The organism is Microbacterium sp. CH-015, from assembly GCF_049707015.1.
GTDB classification, from domain to species: Bacteria; Actinomycetota; Actinomycetes; order Actinomycetales; family Microbacteriaceae; genus Microbacterium; species Microbacterium aurum.
Genome location: NZ_JBNAFJ010000008.1, coordinates 95,493 through 112,282, shown reverse-complemented (window position 1 = coordinate 112,282; position 16,790 = coordinate 95,493). Strand labels below are relative to the sequence as shown.

15 protein-coding genes are annotated in these 16,790 nt (G+C 73.5%); 14 read left to right on the top strand and 1 reads right to left on the bottom strand.

Going from position 1 to position 16,790, the window contains the following annotated elements; translation table 11 throughout:
* Positions 1 to 122: 122 nt before the first annotated feature.
* The 11 genes from ACPYN4_RS12425 (at position 123) to ACPYN4_RS12375 (ending at position 12,758) form a co-directional block, all read left to right on the top strand.
* On the top strand, positions 123 to 1,775 hold the full coding sequence (locus ACPYN4_RS12425; protein ID WP_239281619.1) for a TIGR04028 family ABC transporter substrate-binding protein: 1,653 nt from the start codon (positions 123 to 125) through the stop codon (positions 1,773 to 1,775).
* A 62-nt stretch (positions 1,776 to 1,837) separates the two neighbouring features.
* Positions 1,838 to 2,809, top strand: coding sequence for an ABC transporter permease (locus ACPYN4_RS12420; RefSeq protein ID WP_424446542.1), 972 nt, complete (start codon positions 1,838 to 1,840; stop codon positions 2,807 to 2,809).
* The gene (locus ACPYN4_RS12415) at positions 2,806 to 3,669 is read left to right on the top strand and encodes an ABC transporter permease (protein WP_076691709.1); all 864 of its coding nucleotides are present in this window, start codon (positions 2,806 to 2,808) and stop codon (positions 3,667 to 3,669) included. The genes ACPYN4_RS12420 and ACPYN4_RS12415 overlap by 4 nt, the downstream gene beginning before the upstream one ends.
* On the top strand, positions 3,666 to 5,366 hold the full coding sequence (locus ACPYN4_RS12410; RefSeq protein ID WP_424446541.1) for a dipeptide ABC transporter ATP-binding protein: 1,701 nt from the start codon (positions 3,666 to 3,668) through the stop codon (positions 5,364 to 5,366). Before ACPYN4_RS12415 ends, ACPYN4_RS12410 begins: the two co-directional genes overlap by 4 nt.
* On the top strand, positions 5,363 to 6,433 hold the full coding sequence (locus tag ACPYN4_RS12405) for a putative FMN-dependent luciferase-like monooxygenase (RefSeq protein WP_315550913.1): 1,071 nt from the start codon (positions 5,363 to 5,365) through the stop codon (positions 6,431 to 6,433). Before ACPYN4_RS12410 ends, ACPYN4_RS12405 begins: the two co-directional genes overlap by 4 nt.
* Complete coding sequence (locus ACPYN4_RS12400; protein ID WP_315550909.1) at positions 6,430 to 7,080, top strand: CMD domain protein; 651 nt, start codon at positions 6,430 to 6,432, stop codon at positions 7,078 to 7,080. The genes ACPYN4_RS12405 and ACPYN4_RS12400 overlap by 4 nt, the downstream gene beginning before the upstream one ends.
* A gap of 1 nt (position 7,081) precedes the next feature.
* Positions 7,082 to 7,711: an alkylhydroperoxidase domain protein gene (locus tag ACPYN4_RS12395; protein WP_239281610.1), complete on the top strand. Its 630-nt coding sequence runs from the start codon at positions 7,082 to 7,084 to the stop codon at positions 7,709 to 7,711.
* Positions 7,708 to 8,364: a VOC family protein gene (locus ACPYN4_RS12390; protein ID WP_424446540.1), complete on the top strand. Its 657-nt coding sequence runs from the start codon at positions 7,708 to 7,710 to the stop codon at positions 8,362 to 8,364. Before ACPYN4_RS12395 ends, ACPYN4_RS12390 begins: the two co-directional genes overlap by 4 nt.
* 143 nt (positions 8,365 to 8,507) lie before the next feature.
* Positions 8,508 to 9,770: an amidohydrolase gene (locus ACPYN4_RS12385; protein WP_424446539.1), complete on the top strand. Its 1,263-nt coding sequence runs from the start codon at positions 8,508 to 8,510 to the stop codon at positions 9,768 to 9,770.
* 216 nt (positions 9,771 to 9,986) lie between these two features.
* Positions 9,987 to 11,774 carry a malto-oligosyltrehalose trehalohydrolase gene (gene treZ, locus ACPYN4_RS12380; protein WP_287271757.1) on the top strand — a complete coding sequence of 596 codons (1,788 nt, stop codon included), beginning with the start codon at positions 9,987 to 9,989 and terminating at the stop codon, positions 11,772 to 11,774.
* 201 nt (positions 11,775 to 11,975) lie between these two features.
* Entirely contained in the window at positions 11,976 to 12,758 is a 783-nt protein-coding gene (locus tag ACPYN4_RS12375) for a tryptophan-rich sensory protein (RefSeq protein WP_424446550.1), read from the top strand.
* Between the two features lie 235 nt (positions 12,759 to 12,993).
* Here the strand turns inward: ACPYN4_RS12375 and ACPYN4_RS12370 are convergent, their stop codons facing one another.
* The gene (locus tag ACPYN4_RS12370) at positions 12,994 to 13,719 is read right to left on the bottom strand and encodes a glutamine amidotransferase-related protein (RefSeq protein ID WP_239281604.1); all 726 of its coding nucleotides are present in this window, start codon (positions 13,717 to 13,719) and stop codon (positions 12,994 to 12,996) included.
* Between the two features lie 199 nt (positions 13,720 to 13,918).
* On the opposite strand from ACPYN4_RS12370, the gene ACPYN4_RS12365 reads away from it, so the two are divergent.
* The 3 genes from ACPYN4_RS12365 (at position 13,919) to ACPYN4_RS12355 (ending at position 16,786) form a co-directional block, all read left to right on the top strand.
* Entirely contained in the window at positions 13,919 to 14,590 is a 672-nt protein-coding gene (locus ACPYN4_RS12365; RefSeq protein WP_287271759.1) for an RNA polymerase sigma factor, read from the top strand.
* The gene (locus ACPYN4_RS12360) at positions 14,580 to 15,053 is read left to right on the top strand and encodes a hypothetical protein (protein WP_281652953.1); all 474 of its coding nucleotides are present in this window, start codon (positions 14,580 to 14,582) and stop codon (positions 15,051 to 15,053) included. Before ACPYN4_RS12365 ends, ACPYN4_RS12360 begins: the two co-directional genes overlap by 11 nt.
* A 65-nt stretch (positions 15,054 to 15,118) precedes the next feature.
* The gene (locus tag ACPYN4_RS12355; protein WP_424446538.1) at positions 15,119 to 16,786 is read left to right on the top strand and encodes a S8/S53 family peptidase; all 1,668 of its coding nucleotides are present in this window, start codon (positions 15,119 to 15,121) and stop codon (positions 16,784 to 16,786) included.
* Positions 16,787 to 16,790: the final 4 nt, after the last annotated feature.

Genomic DNA, 16,790 nt, shown 5'->3' with positions numbered 1-16,790 from the left:
GACCCCTCGTTACGGCGTGTGGCGGACGCTTACGCCGCGTGACCGGCGGTTGGCGGCATCGCCGCCGCCAGTGGTGGGCTGGACTCTCCCGACCACAGCACCCCGCCTCACTTGGAGTCACCATGTCCCGTACCACTCGCGCGGTCCTCGCGGCGGCATCCGCTGTCGCCGTCGCCGCCCTCGTCGTCGGATGCTCGTCCGGCGGCGGCACCCCGGCATCCACCGCCGCCGGCGAACCGAAGACCGGCGGCACCCTCACCTACCTCGAGCCGCAGGCGTGGGGCACGCTCTACCCGCCGTCCGCGGGCTTCTATCCCAACGGCGGCCTCGTCAACAACATCACCGACCGGCTGCTGTACCAGAACCCCGAGACGCTCGAGCTCGAGCCGTGGATCGCGACCGACTACACGGTCAACGACGACGCCACCGAGTACACGTTCGACCTGCGCACCGACGTCACCTACTCCGACGGCACGCCGCTGACGGCCGAGAACGTCGTCAAGAACATCGACCTCTACGGCAAGGGCGACACCGACCGCGCCCTCCCCGTCTCCGAAGCGATCAACAACTACGACCACGGTGAGGTGGTGGATGCCGACACCGTCGTGTTCCGCTTCACCGCACCCTCCCCGGGGTTCGCACAGGCCGTGTCGACCATCAACTCCGGTCTGCTCTCCGACGCGACCCTCGACCGCACCAGCGAGCAGTTCGGCCCGGGCAACGCGACCGAGATCATCGGCAGCGGCCCGTTCGTCATCTCCGCCGAGGAGATCGGCACCAAGACGAGCGTGAAGGCCCGCGAGGACTACGACTGGGCCCCCGCCTCGCTCGAGCACCAGGGCCGCGCCTACCTCGACGGCATCGACTACGTCGTCGCCGCCGAGGACAGCGTCCGCGTCGGCACCGTCGTCGCCGGCCAGGCCGACATCGCCCGCCAGATCGAGGCGCCCGACGAGGCGCAATTCACCGCCTCCGGCCTCTCGCTCGTCGCCGCATCGACCAACGGCGTCAACAACGGCCTCAGCTTCCGCTTCCGCGAGCCGCGCCTGAGCGACATCCGCGTGCGTCAGGCGATCATCGCGGGCATCGACCGGCAGCAGATCGTCGACACCCTCTTCACCGAGAACTACCCGCTCGCGACCGGTGCGCTCGCCAAGACCGCGCTCGGCTACGTCGACACGTCCTCGTACTACGCGTACGACCCCGACAAGGCGTCCGAGCTCCTCGACGAGGCCGGCTGGACCCTCGGCTCCGACGGCGTTCGTGAGAAGGACGGCCAGAAGCTGACGCTCACCTTCAACGAGGCGCTGCCGCAGCCCCGCTCCAAGGAGGTCGTCACCCTCATCCAGGAGCAGCTGGGCAGGATCGGCATCGACGTCGAGCTGTACGCCGGCGACCAGGCGGCGCAGACCGCGGCATCCGCCGACCAGAGCGTCGTGCAGGTCTACCACTCCATGGTCGGCCGCGCTGATTTCGACGTGCTGAAGTCGCAGTACTTCTCGAAGAACCGCAACACGCTGCTGAACTTCAGCAAGGCCGACGGCTCGGTCGGCGACCAGGAGCTCGACACGCTGCTGCAGGCGATCGCTTCCGAGCCCACCACCGACGAGCGCACGGCGGCCTCCGCCGCGGCGCAGCAGTACCTCGCCGAGAACGCCTACATCCTGCCGATCTTCGAGGAGCCGCAGGTGTTCGGCCTCACCGCGAAGGTGCAGGGCTTCGCCACCGAGTCGGTCGGCCGCCCGTCGTTCTACTCCACCTGGCTCGCGAACTGAGCCGCCGTCGCCCGGCGGGCGGGGCACGACGCCCCGCCCGCCGGGCGACCGAGAGGATCCCCATGTCGTACGTTCTGCACCGCGCCGGGCAGGCGGTGCTCGTGCTGGCGCTGGCCTACACCGGCGCCTACCTGCTGTTGGCCGCCCTCCCCGGCGACGCCATCATCGCGCGGTACGCCAACCCCGACCTCGGCCTCACCGACGCGCAGATCCAGGCGATCCGCGAGGCCCTCGGCGCCGACCAGCCGCTGATCGTCCAGTACGTGAAATCCATCGCCGGGTTCCTCACCGGCGACTTCGGCTACTCGGTCGCCAGCGGCGCCGCCGTCTCCGACCTCATCGCGACGGCGCTGCCCGCGACCCTCACCCTCGCCGTGCTGGGACTGGGACTCGCGATCTTCCTCGGCGTCGTCATCGCCTTCACCGCGACGTACGGCCGCGGCACGTGGCTGCGGCGCTTCTTCCGCGGCGTGCCGCCGTTCTTCGTGTCGCTGCCGGTGTTCTGGATCGGCATCATCCTCATCCAAATCTTCTCGTTCCGACTCGGCCTCGTGCCGGTCATCGGCGCCAACCCGGTGCAGGCGCTCATCCTGCCAGTGATCACCCTGTCGATCCCCATCGCCGCGCCCCTCGCGCAGGTGCTCATGCGCTCGATCGACGAGGTGCGCGAGCAGCCGTTCGTGACGGTCGTGCGCGCGCGCGGCGCCAGCACCTCGTGGCTGCTGTGGCGCAACGTCGCGCGCAACGCGCTCCTGCCGACCCTCACGATGGCGGGTCTGCTCTTCGGCGAGCTCGTCGGCGGCGCCGTTGTCACCGAGACGGTGTTCGCGCGCCCGGGCATCGGGCAGCTGACGGCGCAGGCCGTCGCGAACCGCGACACCCCCGTGCTGCTTGCGGTCGTGGTCATCTCGACCGTCGCCTTCGTCGCGATCAACCTCATCGTCGACCTGCTCTACCCCGTGCTCGATGCCCGCCTGCGCACGCCCCGCGCCGCGAAAGCCGTGCGCGCCGACCCGATCGGAGTCCCGGCATGACCGCCCTCGCCTCGCTCCGGCTCCCCACGCGTGCCCCCGGCGGCGCCCGCGCCGACGGCCGGCGTGCCCTGCTGCAGCCGGGTGTGCTCATCCCGCTCGTCGTGCTCGCCCTCGCGGTGCTCTGGGCCGTGGCGCCGGGCCTGTTCACGTCGCAGAGCCCCACCGAGACCGTCGCGCCGTCCCTCCTCGCCCCGAGCGCCGAGCACTGGTTCGGCACCGACGCCACGGGGCGCGACCTCTATGCCCGCGTCGTCTACGGCGCCTCGCAGTCGATCATCGGCGCAATCGTCGCCGTCGCCGTCGGCCTCGTCGTCGGCACCGCGCTGGGCGTGACGGCGGGCGCCGTCGGCGGCGCGCTCGACGAGGTGCTCATGCGCCTCGTCGACGTGCTGCTGGCGATTCCCGGGCTGCTGCTGTCGCTCAGCGTCGTCATCCTGCTCGGGTTCGGCACCACCAACGCCGCGATCGCCGTCGGCGTGACCTCGATCGCCGTCTTCGCGCGCCTCGCACGCTCCCGCGTCGTGAGCGTGCGCGTCAGCGATTTCGTCGAGGCCGCGTACGGCTCGGGCGGCACGTTCTTCGGCGTGCTGTGGCGCCACGTGCTCCCCAACTCGCTCACTCCCGTCATCGCGCTCGCCGCCCTGCAGCTGGGGTCGGCGATCCTGCAGATCTCGACCCTCGGCTTCCTCGGGTACGGTGCGCCGCCGCCCACCCCGGAGTGGGGACTGCTCATCGCCGAGGGCCGCAACTACGTCGCGACGGCGTGGTGGCTGACGGTGCTCCCGGGCGCCGTCGTGGTGCTCGTCGTCCTCGCCACGAACCGCCTCAGCCAGGCGATCGGCCGAAAGGATGCCGCATGACCGCGCCCCTGCTGTCGATCCGCGACCTCGCCGTGCAGTACCGCACCCGCCGCGGCACGGTCGACGCCGTCCGCGGTGTCTCGTTCGACGTCGAGGCCGGCAAGGTCACCGCCCTCGTCGGCGAGTCCGGCTCCGGCAAGTCCACCGTCGCCCAATCGGTCATCGGCCTGCTCGCCGCCAACGGCCACGTCGCCGCCGGCAGCATCGAGCTGAACGAGCGGACCGATGGGCTCACCCAGCTCGTCGGCCTGTCCGAGAAGCGCTGGCGTCACCTGCGCGGACGCTGCATCGCCCTCATCCCGCAAGATCCCGGCAACTCGCTGAACCCCGTCACGACGATCGGCTCGAGCGTCTCCGAAGCCCTCCGCATCCACGGCTGGCACGATGCCCGCAAGATCCAGGCGCGCGTGATCGACCTGCTCGACCGCGTGGGCATCGACGATCCCGAGCTGCGCGCCCGGCAGCATCCGCACGAGCTCTCCGGCGGCATGCGCCAGCGAGTGCTGATCGCCGCGGCGCTCGCCCTCGAGCCCGAGCTCATCATCGCCGACGAGCCGACCAGCGCGCTCGACGTCACGGTGCAGCGGACGGTCCTCGACCTGCTCGACACGCTGCGAGAGGAGAGCGGCACCGGCATCCTGTTCATCACGCACGACCTCGCCGTCGCCGCCGACCGCTCCCACGAGATCGTCGTCATGCGCGGCGGCCAGGTGCAGGAGAAGGGGGCCACGGCCGACGTGCTCGCCGCGCCCGCCGCCGACTACACGCGCACCCTGCTCGCCGACGCCCCGTCGCTCGCGAGCGTCGTGGAGCGCACCCCTCCCGTCGTGGATGCCGCCGCCCGCCCCCTCGTCGAGGTCACGGGGCTCCGGCAGGAGTTCCGTCGTGCCGGGCGCGATCCGCTCGTCGCCGTCGACGACGTCTCGTTCACGATCGCCCGCGGCACGACGCACGCCCTCGTCGGCGAGTCCGGTTCGGGCAAGACGACGACCGGGCGCAGCATCGCCGGGTTCAACCGGCCCACCGCCGGGTCGATCCGGGTGGCGGATGCCGAGGTCACCGCGCTCCGCGGCAGCCGAGCGCGCCGGGCGTTCCACCGCAGCACCCAGCTCGTCTACCAGAACCCGTACGCGTCGCTCGACCCCCGGCAGAGCATCGCCGCGATCCTCGCCGAACCGCTCCGCAACTACGGTCTGGGCGGTCGCGCCGAGCGTCAGGAGCGCGTCGCGCACCACCTCGAGCTGGTCTCGCTCGCCCCGGAGATCGCCGCGCGGCATCCGCGGGAGCTCTCCGGCGGGCAGCGGCAGCGCGTCGCGATCGCCCGCGCCCTGATCGTCGAGCCCGAGCTCGTCGTGCTCGACGAGGCCGTGTCGGCGCTGGATGTCACGGTGCAGGCGCAGATCCTGCGCCTGCTCGCGCGCCTGCAGTCAGAGCTCGGCCTCACGTACGTGTTCATCTCGCACGACCTCGCCGTGGTGCGGCAGATCGCCGACACCGTGTCGGTGCTGCAGCGCGGTCGCCAGGTCGAGCACGGCACCGCGCGCGCGGTGTTCGACGCGCCGCAGCATCCGTACACCCAGCAGCTGCTCGCCGCGATCCCCGGCGCCTCCCTGCGCGGCGGCGGGCCCGCCACCGGCACCGGCGCCACCGACCACACCGGGCAGAGCCCGGCTCAGAAGGAAGAGGTACCCGCATGAGTGGACCCAGGCTCGGGTTCTTCACCCGGCTGCTCGAGGACGCGTCCGCCGCCGACCGTTACCGCTTCGCGCTGGAGCAGATCGACCAGGCGGAGCAGAGCGGGTTCGCGTCGGCGTGGATCGCGCAGCACCACTTCGGCGAAGACGAGGGCGGCCTGCCGTCGCCGTTCGTACTGCTGGCCGCCGCCGCCGAGCGCACGAGCCGCATCGCGCTGGCGACCGGCGTCGTCACCCTCCCGATCGACGATCCGCTGCGCGTCGCCGAAGACGCCGCCGTCCTCGACCAGCTGAGCGGCGGGCGGGTGCAGCTGGGGCTGGCGACGGGGGGCACTCCGTCGTCGTTCGCGGCGTTCGGGCGCGAGTCCGACCGCCGACGCGAGATCTTCGCCGAGCACCTCGAGGTGCTGCTCGACGCGCTGGGGGGTCGCGGCATCCGCGGCACCGACTCGCGCATCTATCCCGCCGCCGGCGACCTCGACCAGCGCATCTGGCAGGCGACGTTCTCGGCCGACGGCGGCCGGCGCGCCGGCGAACGCGGCGATGGCCTGCTGCTCTCGCGCACGCAGCCCCGCCCCGCGGACGCGCCCGACGCGCCGCTGCACGACCTGCAGCTGCCCATCATCGAGGCCTACCGCGACGCGCTGCCGGAGGGCGCGCCGGTGCGCGTGCTCGCCTCGCGCACCGCGCTCGTCGTGGACCCGGAGAACCGCACGCGCGCGCTCGAGCTGGCGGACGGCGGACTGCGCCGGCTCGCGCAGTCGATGTTCGGCATCGACACCGACGGGCTCGGCATCGACGAGCTCGCCCGCATCACCGACACCCACGTCGGCACCGTCGATGAGGTCGCCGCCTCGCTCGCGGCGGATCTGACCCTCGCCGCCGTCAGCGACGTGTCGTTCCAGGTGCACTCGATCGCCGCGACCCACGAGCTGACGCTGCGCTCACTGCAGCTGCTCGCCGACGAGGTCGCCCCGCGCCTCGGGTTCGCGACCGGGCCCGACGCCGCCGCCGACCTCCACCACGCGCACCGCGCCCTCGTCACCGCCTCCTCGGAAGGACTGTCATGACCACCGACATCATCGATCTGCTCGCCGGGATCAGCCCCGGCGACGCCCTCGACGCGGTGCGCGACCAGCGCCCGCAGGCCCGCGAGAACGCCCAGCGCAGCTTCGAAGCGCTGCTCGAACCCGCCGAGCCCGGCACGTTCCCGCTCGCCGACCGGTACGCGGTCGCCGCGTTCACGGCCCGCCTGCACGCGTTCGCCGAGGCGACCGCCTTCTACGACGACCTGCTCGCCGACGAGGCGCCGGAGCTCGCCGCCGCCGTCGCGACCGCGGCATCCGCCGCCGCGACGGACGGCCCGTACGGCGAGTACCGCGAGCCGGGACTGGCCGCGGAGTCCCGTGCGGGCCTGCGCTGGGCGCCGGATGCCGGGACCATCGCCGCCGCAGGTCCCCGGCTGGCCGCGGCGCTCGCCCATACCCACCTGCTCGTCTTCCGGCCGCGCGAGGCACGCCCTGAGGCCCTGCAGGCGCTGACGGATGCCGGATGGAGCGCCGACGACATCGTGTCGCTGTCGCAGCTCGTCGCCTTCCTGACCTTCCAGCTGCGGCTCGCGTGGGGGCTGCGCGCGCTCGCCGCGGCATCCGTCCCCGTCCTCGCCACCTCGGCCACTTCGGCCGCCTCGGCCACCTCGGCCACCGAAGGAGCCTGACATGACCGTCGTCACCGACTACCCCGACCTCGCCCGTCCCGACGCGTTCACGCAGCAGGGTCTCGGCTGGGTGCCGTGGCTCGAGCCGGTCGCCGAGGACGCCCTCACCGACCAGCAGCGCGACGCCCTCATCGAGCAGGCGCGCGCCAAGATGCCCTACTTCCGGCTGCTCGCCCGCGATCCCGAGGCGCTGCGCGCACGGACCCTGACCGACCTCGACATCTTCTTCAACGTCGACGGTGGCATCGGGCGCGCCGAGCGCGAGCTCGCCGCCGCGGCCACCTCCCGACGCAACGGCTGCGTCTTCTGCGCGTCGGTGCACGCCGCCGCCGCGACCCGCGAGTCCGGACGCGAGGCCGATGTGCAGCGGCTGCTCGACGAGGGCGTCGACGCCGATCTCGGCGACGAGACGTGGAACGCGGTGGCCCGGGCATCCGTCGCCCTCGCGGACACCCCGCTCGACTTCGGCGCCGACGACATCGCGCGGCTGCGCGGCGTCGGCCTCGGCGACGCCGAGATCGTCGACGTCATCGGAGGGGCCGCGTTCTTCAACTGGGCGAACCGCCTCATGCTCTCGCTCGGCGAGCCCGAGGTCCCGGCGCGCCGCGCCGCCGAGGGGGCGAACGCATGAGCATCCCCACCCTCCTCGACCACATCGTCATCGCCGGCCCCGACCTGCAGGATCTTGTGGACTGGTTCGCCGAGCGCACCGGCGTCGTCGCCGCACCCGGCGGCGCGCACCCGACCGGGACCGCGAACGCGCTCGTCGCGCTGACGATCGACGGTGCCCGCGGGCCGCAGTACATCGAGCTCATCGGCCCGAACCCGCGCCGGTCCGAGCCCGAGCTGCCCGCGACGTTCGGGATCAGCGGGTTGCGGGAGCCGCGCGTGCAGGCCTACGCCGTCCACCCCGACGACATCGAGGCGACCGTCGCGGCCGCCCGCGCGCGCGGCTACGATCCGGGCGACGTCAGCGACCTGTCGCGACGCACCCCCGACGGAACGCTGCTGCAGTGGCGGCTCACGCGCGGGGAGAACCGGCGCCTGGACGTCCCCTTCCTCATCGACTGGGGCGCGACGGCGCAGCCCGGACTCGGCGACATCCCCACGATCGAGCTCGTCTCGTTCGTGCGGGTCGAGCCCGACCCGGAGCCGCTGCAGCGGGTGCTGGACGCGTATGGTCTGGGCGACGGCGCGGCCGAGGTCGTCGCCGCAGCTCCCGGGGAGGCAGCGGGGTTCCGCCTGACCCTCCGCACCGCCGACGGGGCGGTCGTCGAGCTGTGACGGCCGCGCGCGGTGCGGTGTCGCGGGCGGTGCGCTGTCGCGGGCGGACGCCCGTGGGTCGCGGGCGGACGCCCGTTGGCTGGGCAGTTGTGGCGGCTTCGCGGGGGAGGATGCCGCCACAACCGCCCAGGGAAGGGGTCACCGTGGCTGAGGACATCGAGCTGGGCCAGCGCGTCGACGCCCTCCGGCCCGACCTCACCGCGCTGGTGCGGGATCTCTACGCCCACCCGGAGATCGGGTTCGAGGAGCACGCCACCGTCGCCCGCATCGCGGCGCTGCTTGCGGCGCACGGGGTCCCCGCCGAGGTGGGAGCCTACGGACTGCCGACGGCGCTGCGCGCGACCGTCGGGCCCGACGGCGCGAGTGACCCCGGCGCGGCTGAGGGGGCGGGGGAGGATGCCGCGGCATCCGCCCCGCACTTCGCGATCATCGCGGAGTACGACGCGCTGCCGGGCGTCGGGCACGCGTGCGGCCACAACATCATCGCCGGGATCGCAGTCGGGGCCTTTCTCGCGGCGGCGCCCGTGGTCGCGCGCCTCGGTGGCCGACTGTCGCTGATCGGAACCCCGGCCGAGGAGAACGGCGGCGGCAAGGAGCTGATCATCCGCGCCGGCGGATTCGACGACGTCGACGCCGCGGGGATGGTGCATCCAGCCGGCGGATCGGGGACGAGTTCGGTGCTCGGCCAGCGCACGACGGGCGTGCGCCGGATCGGGGTGACCTACCACGGGCGTGCCGCGCACGCCGCGGGGGCGCCCTGGCTCGGCCGCAACGCGCTCGACGGCGTCGTGACGGCGTATCAGGGCGTCGCGCAGCTGCGCCAGCACATCCTGCCGACCGACCGCATCCACGGGATCATCACCGACGGCGGGGCCGCGCCGAACGTGGTCCCGGAGCGCGCCGCCGCACTGTTCTACGTGCGCTCAGCCGAGATCGACACCCTGCGCGAACTCACCCGGCGCGTCGTCGCGGTGCTCGAGGGCGCCGCCATCAGCACGGGCACGCGCGCCGAGATCGACGTCGACCCGGTGCCGCCCTACCTGCCGCTGCAGACGAACGTCGCGCTCACCGAGCGGTGGGCAGCGGCGCTCACCGCCCGCGGGCGCGAGGTGCCGGCGCCGCCGGCCGTCGTTCCGCAGGGCGGTCCGTCGACCGACATGGGCAATGTCAGCCGCGTGGTGCCGTCGATCCACCCCTCCATCGGGCTCGGCGGCCCCGACGACGTGTTCCCGCACAACGCCGACTTCGCCGACCTGACCGTGCTGCCGGCCGCCCTCGACGCTCTGGTGGATGCCGCGACCGCCCTCGCCGCGACGGCGGTGGCGTACGTGAGCGACCCGGCGCTGCGCGAGGCCGCGGCGGCGGAGTTCGCCGCCGCCGGCGGGCCGTACCGCTGGGAGGAGTGAGCCGCGGCATTCTCCCCCCGCCCGGGGGAGGCGCCGCGGGCACGACCTCGCCATCACGTTCTTCATCATCAGCCGCCAGCCGCGCGCCGGCGACACCCCCGGCGACGGCGACGACTCATAGCCGCAGCCGCCGACGCGCGCGGCGGCTCGGGGCGGTGCGGGGCGCCGGCGGGGCGTCACCCTGCGGCCGCGGGCGCCGGCGGGCAGGATGGGTCCATGACCATCGAGGTGTGGGCGCCGCGCGCGGCGCGGGTGCGGCTACGGCGACCGGGGCGGGACGACGTCGAGCTGACGGCGACGGATGCCGGGTGGTGGCGCGCTCCGCTGACGCTCGCACCGGGGGCGGAGTACGGGTTCGTCCTGGGCGATGCCGACGCCGCCCGGCCCGACCCGCGGTCGCGGCGCCAGCCGCGCGGGGTGCACGAACTGTCGGCGTGGGACGACCCGGCATCCTTCGCCTGGACCGACCAGAGCTGGACCGGTCGCGGGCTCGCCGGCGGCCTGATCTACGAGCTGCACGTGGGGACCTTCACTCCCGAGGGCACCCTCGACGCGGCGATCGGCAAGCTGCCGCACCTCGTCGAGTTGGGCGTCAGCCACGTCGAGCTGCTGCCGGTCAACGCCTTCAACGGCACCCACAACTGGGGGTACGACGGCGTGCTCTGGTACGCCGTGCAGGAGACCTACGGCGGCCCCGAGGCGTACCGCCGGTTCGTCGACGCCGCGCACGCGGCGGGGCTCGCCGTCATCCAGGACGTCGTCTACAACCACCTCGGCCCGTCCGGAAACTACCTGCCCGAGTACGGCCCCTATCTCCGTGACGGGCAGAGCAACACGTGGGGGGCGAGCGTCAACCTCGACGAGCCCGCCGTGCGCGCGTTCATCGTGGACAACGCCGTCATGTGGCTACGTGACTTCCACGTCGACGGGCTGCGGCTCGACGCCGTGCACGCGCTGCACGAATCGGCATCCCGACCCGTGCACATCCTGCAGGAACTGTCCGAGCGGGTCGATGCGCTCTCGGCGCACCTGGGCCGGCCGCTCACCCTCATCGCGGAAAGCGACCTCAACGACCCCGTCATGATCCTGCCCCGCGAGGCCGGCGGCTACGGGCTCGCGGCGCAGTGGGTCGACGACTGGCACCACGCCGTGCACGTCGCGCTCACCGGCGAGACGGCCGGCTACTACGCCGACTTCGCCGACCCCGGAGCGCTGCCGAAGACCTGGGCCGGCGGCTTCTTCCACGACGGCACGTTCTCGTCGTTCCGGGAGCGCGACTGGGGGCGGCCCGTACCGGCGGAGGTCGCCTCGTGGCGATTCGTGGAGTTCGCGCAGGACCACGACCAGATCGGCAATCGCGCCGCCGGCGACCGGCTCTCGCAGACGCTGAGCTTCGACCGCCTCGCCGTCGCGGCCGTGCTGACCCTCACCGCACCCGGCACGCCCATGCTGTTCATGGGCGAGGAGTGGGGCGCGTCCACCCCGTGGCAGTTCTTCACCTCGCACCCCGAGCCCGAACTCGCCGAGGCGACCCGCCGGGGCCGGCGCGCCGAGTTCGCCGCGATGGGCTGGGACGAATCCCTCGTGCCCGACCCCAACGACCCCGCGACGTTCGAGCGCTCGAAGCTCGACTGGAGCGAGACCGAACAGGGCGACCACCGGCGCCTGCTGCAGCTGTACCGCGCGCTCGCGCGGCTGCGCCGCGAGCAGCCCGAGCTCACCGATCCGAGCCGCGCCGGCCAGCAGGCCGAGTGCGCCGGGCCGGGCCGGTGGGCGCTGCACCGCGACGCGGCGACGATCTACGTCAACCTCTCCCCGCAGGAGTGGGCCGTCGATGACATCGGCAATGAGCGTGAGGTGTGGATCGCGACGACGACCGCGAACGGCGGGCAGCCGGTGGAGGAGGGACCGGTCGTGCTGAGCCCCGACTCGACCGCCGTCATCGGCGGTCGTCGAAAGCCGCGCCTGGAGCGCCGGTTCGCCGAGTACCGCCCCGTCGACTGACGGTGACCCGGCTCCGCGGCGGGTTGTCAAGGCCCTGACGAGGCCGGCGCCACGTCACATACCGTTCCGGGTATGAACCGCTCACCGTCCCGCGAGCCCACCCTGCACGGCGATGCCGCAGCGCGCTCCGAGGCGCGTTCCGAAGCGCCGACGGGGGCGGATCTCGCCCGGCAGATCGTCGTGCTCTCGGCGGTCGTCTTCATGATCATCGCCGCGATGGTCGGCACGGGATTCTTCGGCGGCACCAACGTCCGCGACCTGCAGGGCGGGGCGCTCGACGCCGACGCCACGGTGCTCGCGCCCGCGACGCCGGCGTTCTCGATCTGGAGCGTCGTGTACCTGCTGACGATCGGCTACGCCGTGTGGCAGGCGCTGCCCTCCCAGCGCGGCCGGGCACGGCAGCGCCGCGCCGGCTGGTGGATCGCCGCCACCGCCGTGCTCAACGGCGGGTGGCTGCTCGCCGCGCAGTTCCTGACGCTGCCACTGACGGTCGTCGCGATCGTGCTGCTGCTGGTGGTGCTCGGCGTGACGCTGCGCCGACTCGTGGCGCAGCGTCCCGAGAGTCCGGTCGACCTGCTCCTCATGGACGGCGCCGTCGGCATCCATCTGGGCTGGGTGTCTCTCGCGACGGTCGCGAACATCACCGCCTGGCTCGCCGCGGATGTCGTCGCGCCCATGGATGCCGATGCCCAGCAGCTGTGGGGCGTGCTCGTCCTCGTGGTGGTCGCCCTCGTCGGCGCCGCGATCGCATTCGGCACGGACGGGCGCATCGCGCCGGCCCTCGCAATGGCGTGGGGCCTGGTCTGGATCGGGATCGCGCGATCCACGGGCGAGCCGCACGCGCCGGCCGTGGCGACGACGGCCTTCATCGTCGCCGCCGTGGTGCTGGCGGCGGCCATCGGGTTGCGCGCCCGCGCGCTGACCCGCGCGCGCTCCGCCGGCGGACTCGCGCACCGCCCTCGCACGCTGCGCGTCTCTCGCTGACCCGGCGCGCGCCCTCGCTCTGTGCGCGAACCCTCGCCCCTGGACCGAACCCTCATGCCCCAGCGCGCCCGGGCGTAAGGGTTCGTCCCCGGGGCAAGGGTTCGGCGGCGGAACGGGCGGACCGCGCCGGGGTGAGGGTGCCGGGGGCGAGGGTTCGGCGGCGGGGCGGCCGGACCGCACCAGGGTGAGCGCCCCGGAGCGGGCGCCCGGGCGTGGGCATGGGCCCCACCCGGGATCAGAACGCGGTGGCGAAGGCGCGCAGGATCCGCGCGGGCTCGGTGAGCGACGCTGCGAGCACGAGCGCGGCGATGCGGTCGTAATCCCCGGCGGCGAAGTATCCGTCGTCACGGTAGACGGCCATCCGCTCGGTGAAGGCCTGCCCGGTCGGCTCGGGGTGGAACTGCATCGCATACAGGCGCTCGCCGACCCGGTACGCCTGCACGGGGCAGGCGTCGTTGGTCGCCAAGAGGGTCGCGCCCGCCGGCATCCGCCCCGTGCCCTCCTTGTGCGCCGTGAGCGCCGTGAAGGTGTCGGCCAGCCCGCCGAAGACGGGGTCGCGCCGGCCCTCATCGGTGAGCGTCACCCGCGTCGGGCCGGTGTCCTCGGGGTACGCGCGCGTCACCTCGCCGCCCAGGGCGCGCGTGGCGACGCCGATGCCGTAGCAGGTGAACAGGGCCGCCACGCCGCCGGATGCCGCGGTCTCGGCGAGCCGCGCGAGTCCCGCCTCGAGGCGACGCTGCACGTCCGTCTTCGCCGATTCGGGGTCGGCGACGTTGAAGGGGCTGCCGCCCACGACGGCGCCGCGCCAACGGCTCGCGAAGTCGGCGGGCAGCTCGTCCTGCACGAGGTCCCAGCGCTCCAGCTCATCGGCATCCAGGTGCATCGCCGTGCGGAAGGACTCGTACTCGGCCGCCGCGGCACCGGCCTGCGGACGAGCGCACAGATACACGAGCGGGGCCATGCCGAGAAGTCTAGGCGGCCACCGCGAGACCCGCTCCCCGCGCCGAGACCCCGCGAAAAAACGCGGGGTCTCGGCGCGCAGACGGGGTCTCGCGAGGACAGGTCGGATGCCGGCAGAAACCCGCCCGAGAATCCCATCCGATCGGATGTATCACCGGCCCCCTCGCCCGCCTCTTGTCGGTATGGCCAGAATGGGCGGTATGACCGATGCCGACCCCTCGACCTCCCCTGATCAGGCCCCGGATTCCGTCTCGGCGGCCGGCGCCGCGGGAACCGAGGGGGCCGGCGGCGTGCCCGCCACCATCTGGGACCACGCCGCCGACCTGTTCACCCAGTGGCGTGAGGGACGCCCCCGCGCGATGGACGACCTGGTGCGGCTGATGACGCCGGTGCTCTGGCACGTGGTCCGCGCGTACGGTCTCGACGCCCAGTTGAGTGAAGACGTCGTGCAGGTCACCTGGCTGACGCTCGTGCGACGGCACGACACGATCCACGACGCCCGCGCCGTCGCCGGCTGGCTGACCACCTGCGCGCGGCGCGAGGCCTGGCGGGCGGGCCGGGCGCAGCAGCGCGTGCGCGCGACCGACGACGCCGACCTCGAGCCGCTGATCCCCGCGGACGACTCCGCGGAGAGCCGCGCCCACATCGCCGACCGCGACCGCCGCCTCTGGTCGGCCGTCACCGGGCTCGACGCGCGCTGCGGGCGGCTGCTGCGCGTCATCGCGTTCGAGGAGCGCCCCGACTACGCGCATCTGGCGCGAGACCTGAACATGCCGATCGGCTCGATCGGACCGACCCGGGGCCGCTGCCTCGGGAAACTGCGCGCCGCTCTCGAAGCGGCGGGATGGAACGGGGACGACCGTGACCTCTGAATCGATGCTCGACGACACGGCGCTGTTCGCCGCGATCCGGCGCGCCTGGGGGGCGATCGACCCGGCGCCGGCCCATCTCGCCGACGCGATGATCGCGGCCGTCGCGACGGCCGACCTCGCCCGCGAGTACGCGCTGCTGAGCCTCATCGACAGCGACGCCACCACCGCCGTCCGCGGCGACGCCGACATGCTGACCCTGCAGTTCAGCGACGGCCGCACCAACATGCTGGTGCACGTCACCCCCGCCGAGCGCGACGCCTGCCGCCTGGACGGCTGGGTCGACGGGGACGTCGCCGAAGTGCGCCTGATCCAGGATGCCGGGGAGCACCTCGCCGACCTCGAAGGCGGCCGCTTCTCGTTCGACGGCGTGCCGCACGGCCTGTCACGGCTGCGGGTGCTGCTGGCCGCGGCATCCGAGCCCGACGGCGCCACCGACCTGCAGACGCCCCGCTTCGAGATCTGACCCGCGCCGCCGCGCCGCGCCCCGCACCTGCCGCCCCTGCCCGCCGCCTGACCTGAGGAGATCGCATGAGCCCTGAAGAGTACGACGCCGCCCCGCAGCCCAAAGGGTGGTCGTGGCGCGACCGCGCCCGCGGCTCCGTGATCTCCGCCACCGTGCTCGACCCCGGAGCCGAGCCCCTCGACGGCGTCGAGGCGTTCCAGACGGCGTACGTGCCCGATCGGCTGCTCGTCTCGGACGGCGCGGGGGCGGCCCGGATGGAGGGCAACCTCGATCGCGTCCGCGAGGCGGCCGCCGTCTTCGGCTGGGGCGTCGTGCGCGAGCGCCTGGACGGCAGCGAGCTCGGCGAGGGGGAGCGTCCCGAACCGCGACTGCCCGGCGCGCCGGTGGTGATCCGCGTGCGCCTCACGACGCCGGAGGCGAAGGATGCCGTCTCGCCCGCGCTCCCGGATGCCTGGCGAGTGCTGCAGCAGGTGCGCCGCCGCATCCTCGCCGGTCGTGACGTCGTGCGCGGCCGCGACGGCCGCATCGACGCGGCGGCGTCGCTGCGGGCGGCGGGACTCGATCGCATCGGCCTGGACCACGTGCTGACGGTCGACCCGATCGGGGTCAATCCATACACCAAATCGAACCCGTACACGAAGTCGAATCCGTACACCCGGTCGAACCCGTACACCCGGTCTAACCCCTACACCCGCTCCAACCCGGTCGGCGAGTACGGCGACTGCGGATCCGGCGGCCGCCAACCGGTCGCCTGGGTGGGTCCGCCGCCCGTGTGCACCGAGGTCGCGGACGGTCGGCGTCGCGCGGTCGTGGCGGTGCTCGACACCGGCATCGGCGCGCACACGTGGCTGCCCGACGACCTCGTCACCCGGGACGTGCGCCTCGACGGGCATCCGGTGGGGCTGGACGACGAGGCCAACCCGGAGGTGTACCCCGACCTGTTCGGCCCGCTCGACGGCGAACTCGACCCGGTCGCCGGGCACGGCACGTTCATCGCCGGCATCGTGCGTCAGATCGCGCCGGATGCCGAGATGCTCGGCATCCGTGTCGCCGACGCCCGCGGGATCGTGGAGGAGTCGAACCTGCTGCGCGTCGTGGAGGACCTCGGCGTGCTCGTGCAGCGCTACCGCGACGGCGTGCGCGGCGGGCGTCCGATCGACGTGCTGAACATGTCGCTCGGCTACTACCACGAGACCCCGGAGGACGGCCTCTACACCCGCGACCTCTACGACCTGCTCGCGGTGGTGCGCGGGCTCGGGGTGACCGTCGTGGTGTCGGCGGGCAACGACGCGACCGACCGACCGAGCTTCCCCGCGTCGCTGTGGCCGTGGCCGGGGTCGGACAACGGCCTCGTGCCGGACGACCTCGCCGCCCACGTCTCCGTCGGCGCCCTGAACCCGGACCGGGCGACGACGGCCCTGTTCTCCAACGTCGGCCCCTGGGTGCGCACCTTTGCGGTGGGCGCGGCGGTGCTGAGCACGCTTCCCGACTTCCGCGGTGGCCTGCAGGCGTCGGCCCGCGACGACCAGTACGCCCGGCGGCGGCTGACGATCGCCCCCGAGGATTACCGCGGCGGCTTCGCCGTGTGGAGCGGCACGTCGTTCGCGGCGCCGCTCGTGGCGGGGCTGATCGCCGCCGGCCTCGGCACCCCACCGGACGGGAAGGAGCACGTCGCCGACGCGATCGCCGCTGCCCGCGCGGCGGCCGAGAAGGCGCTCGCCGCGCTCGGGTGAGCGT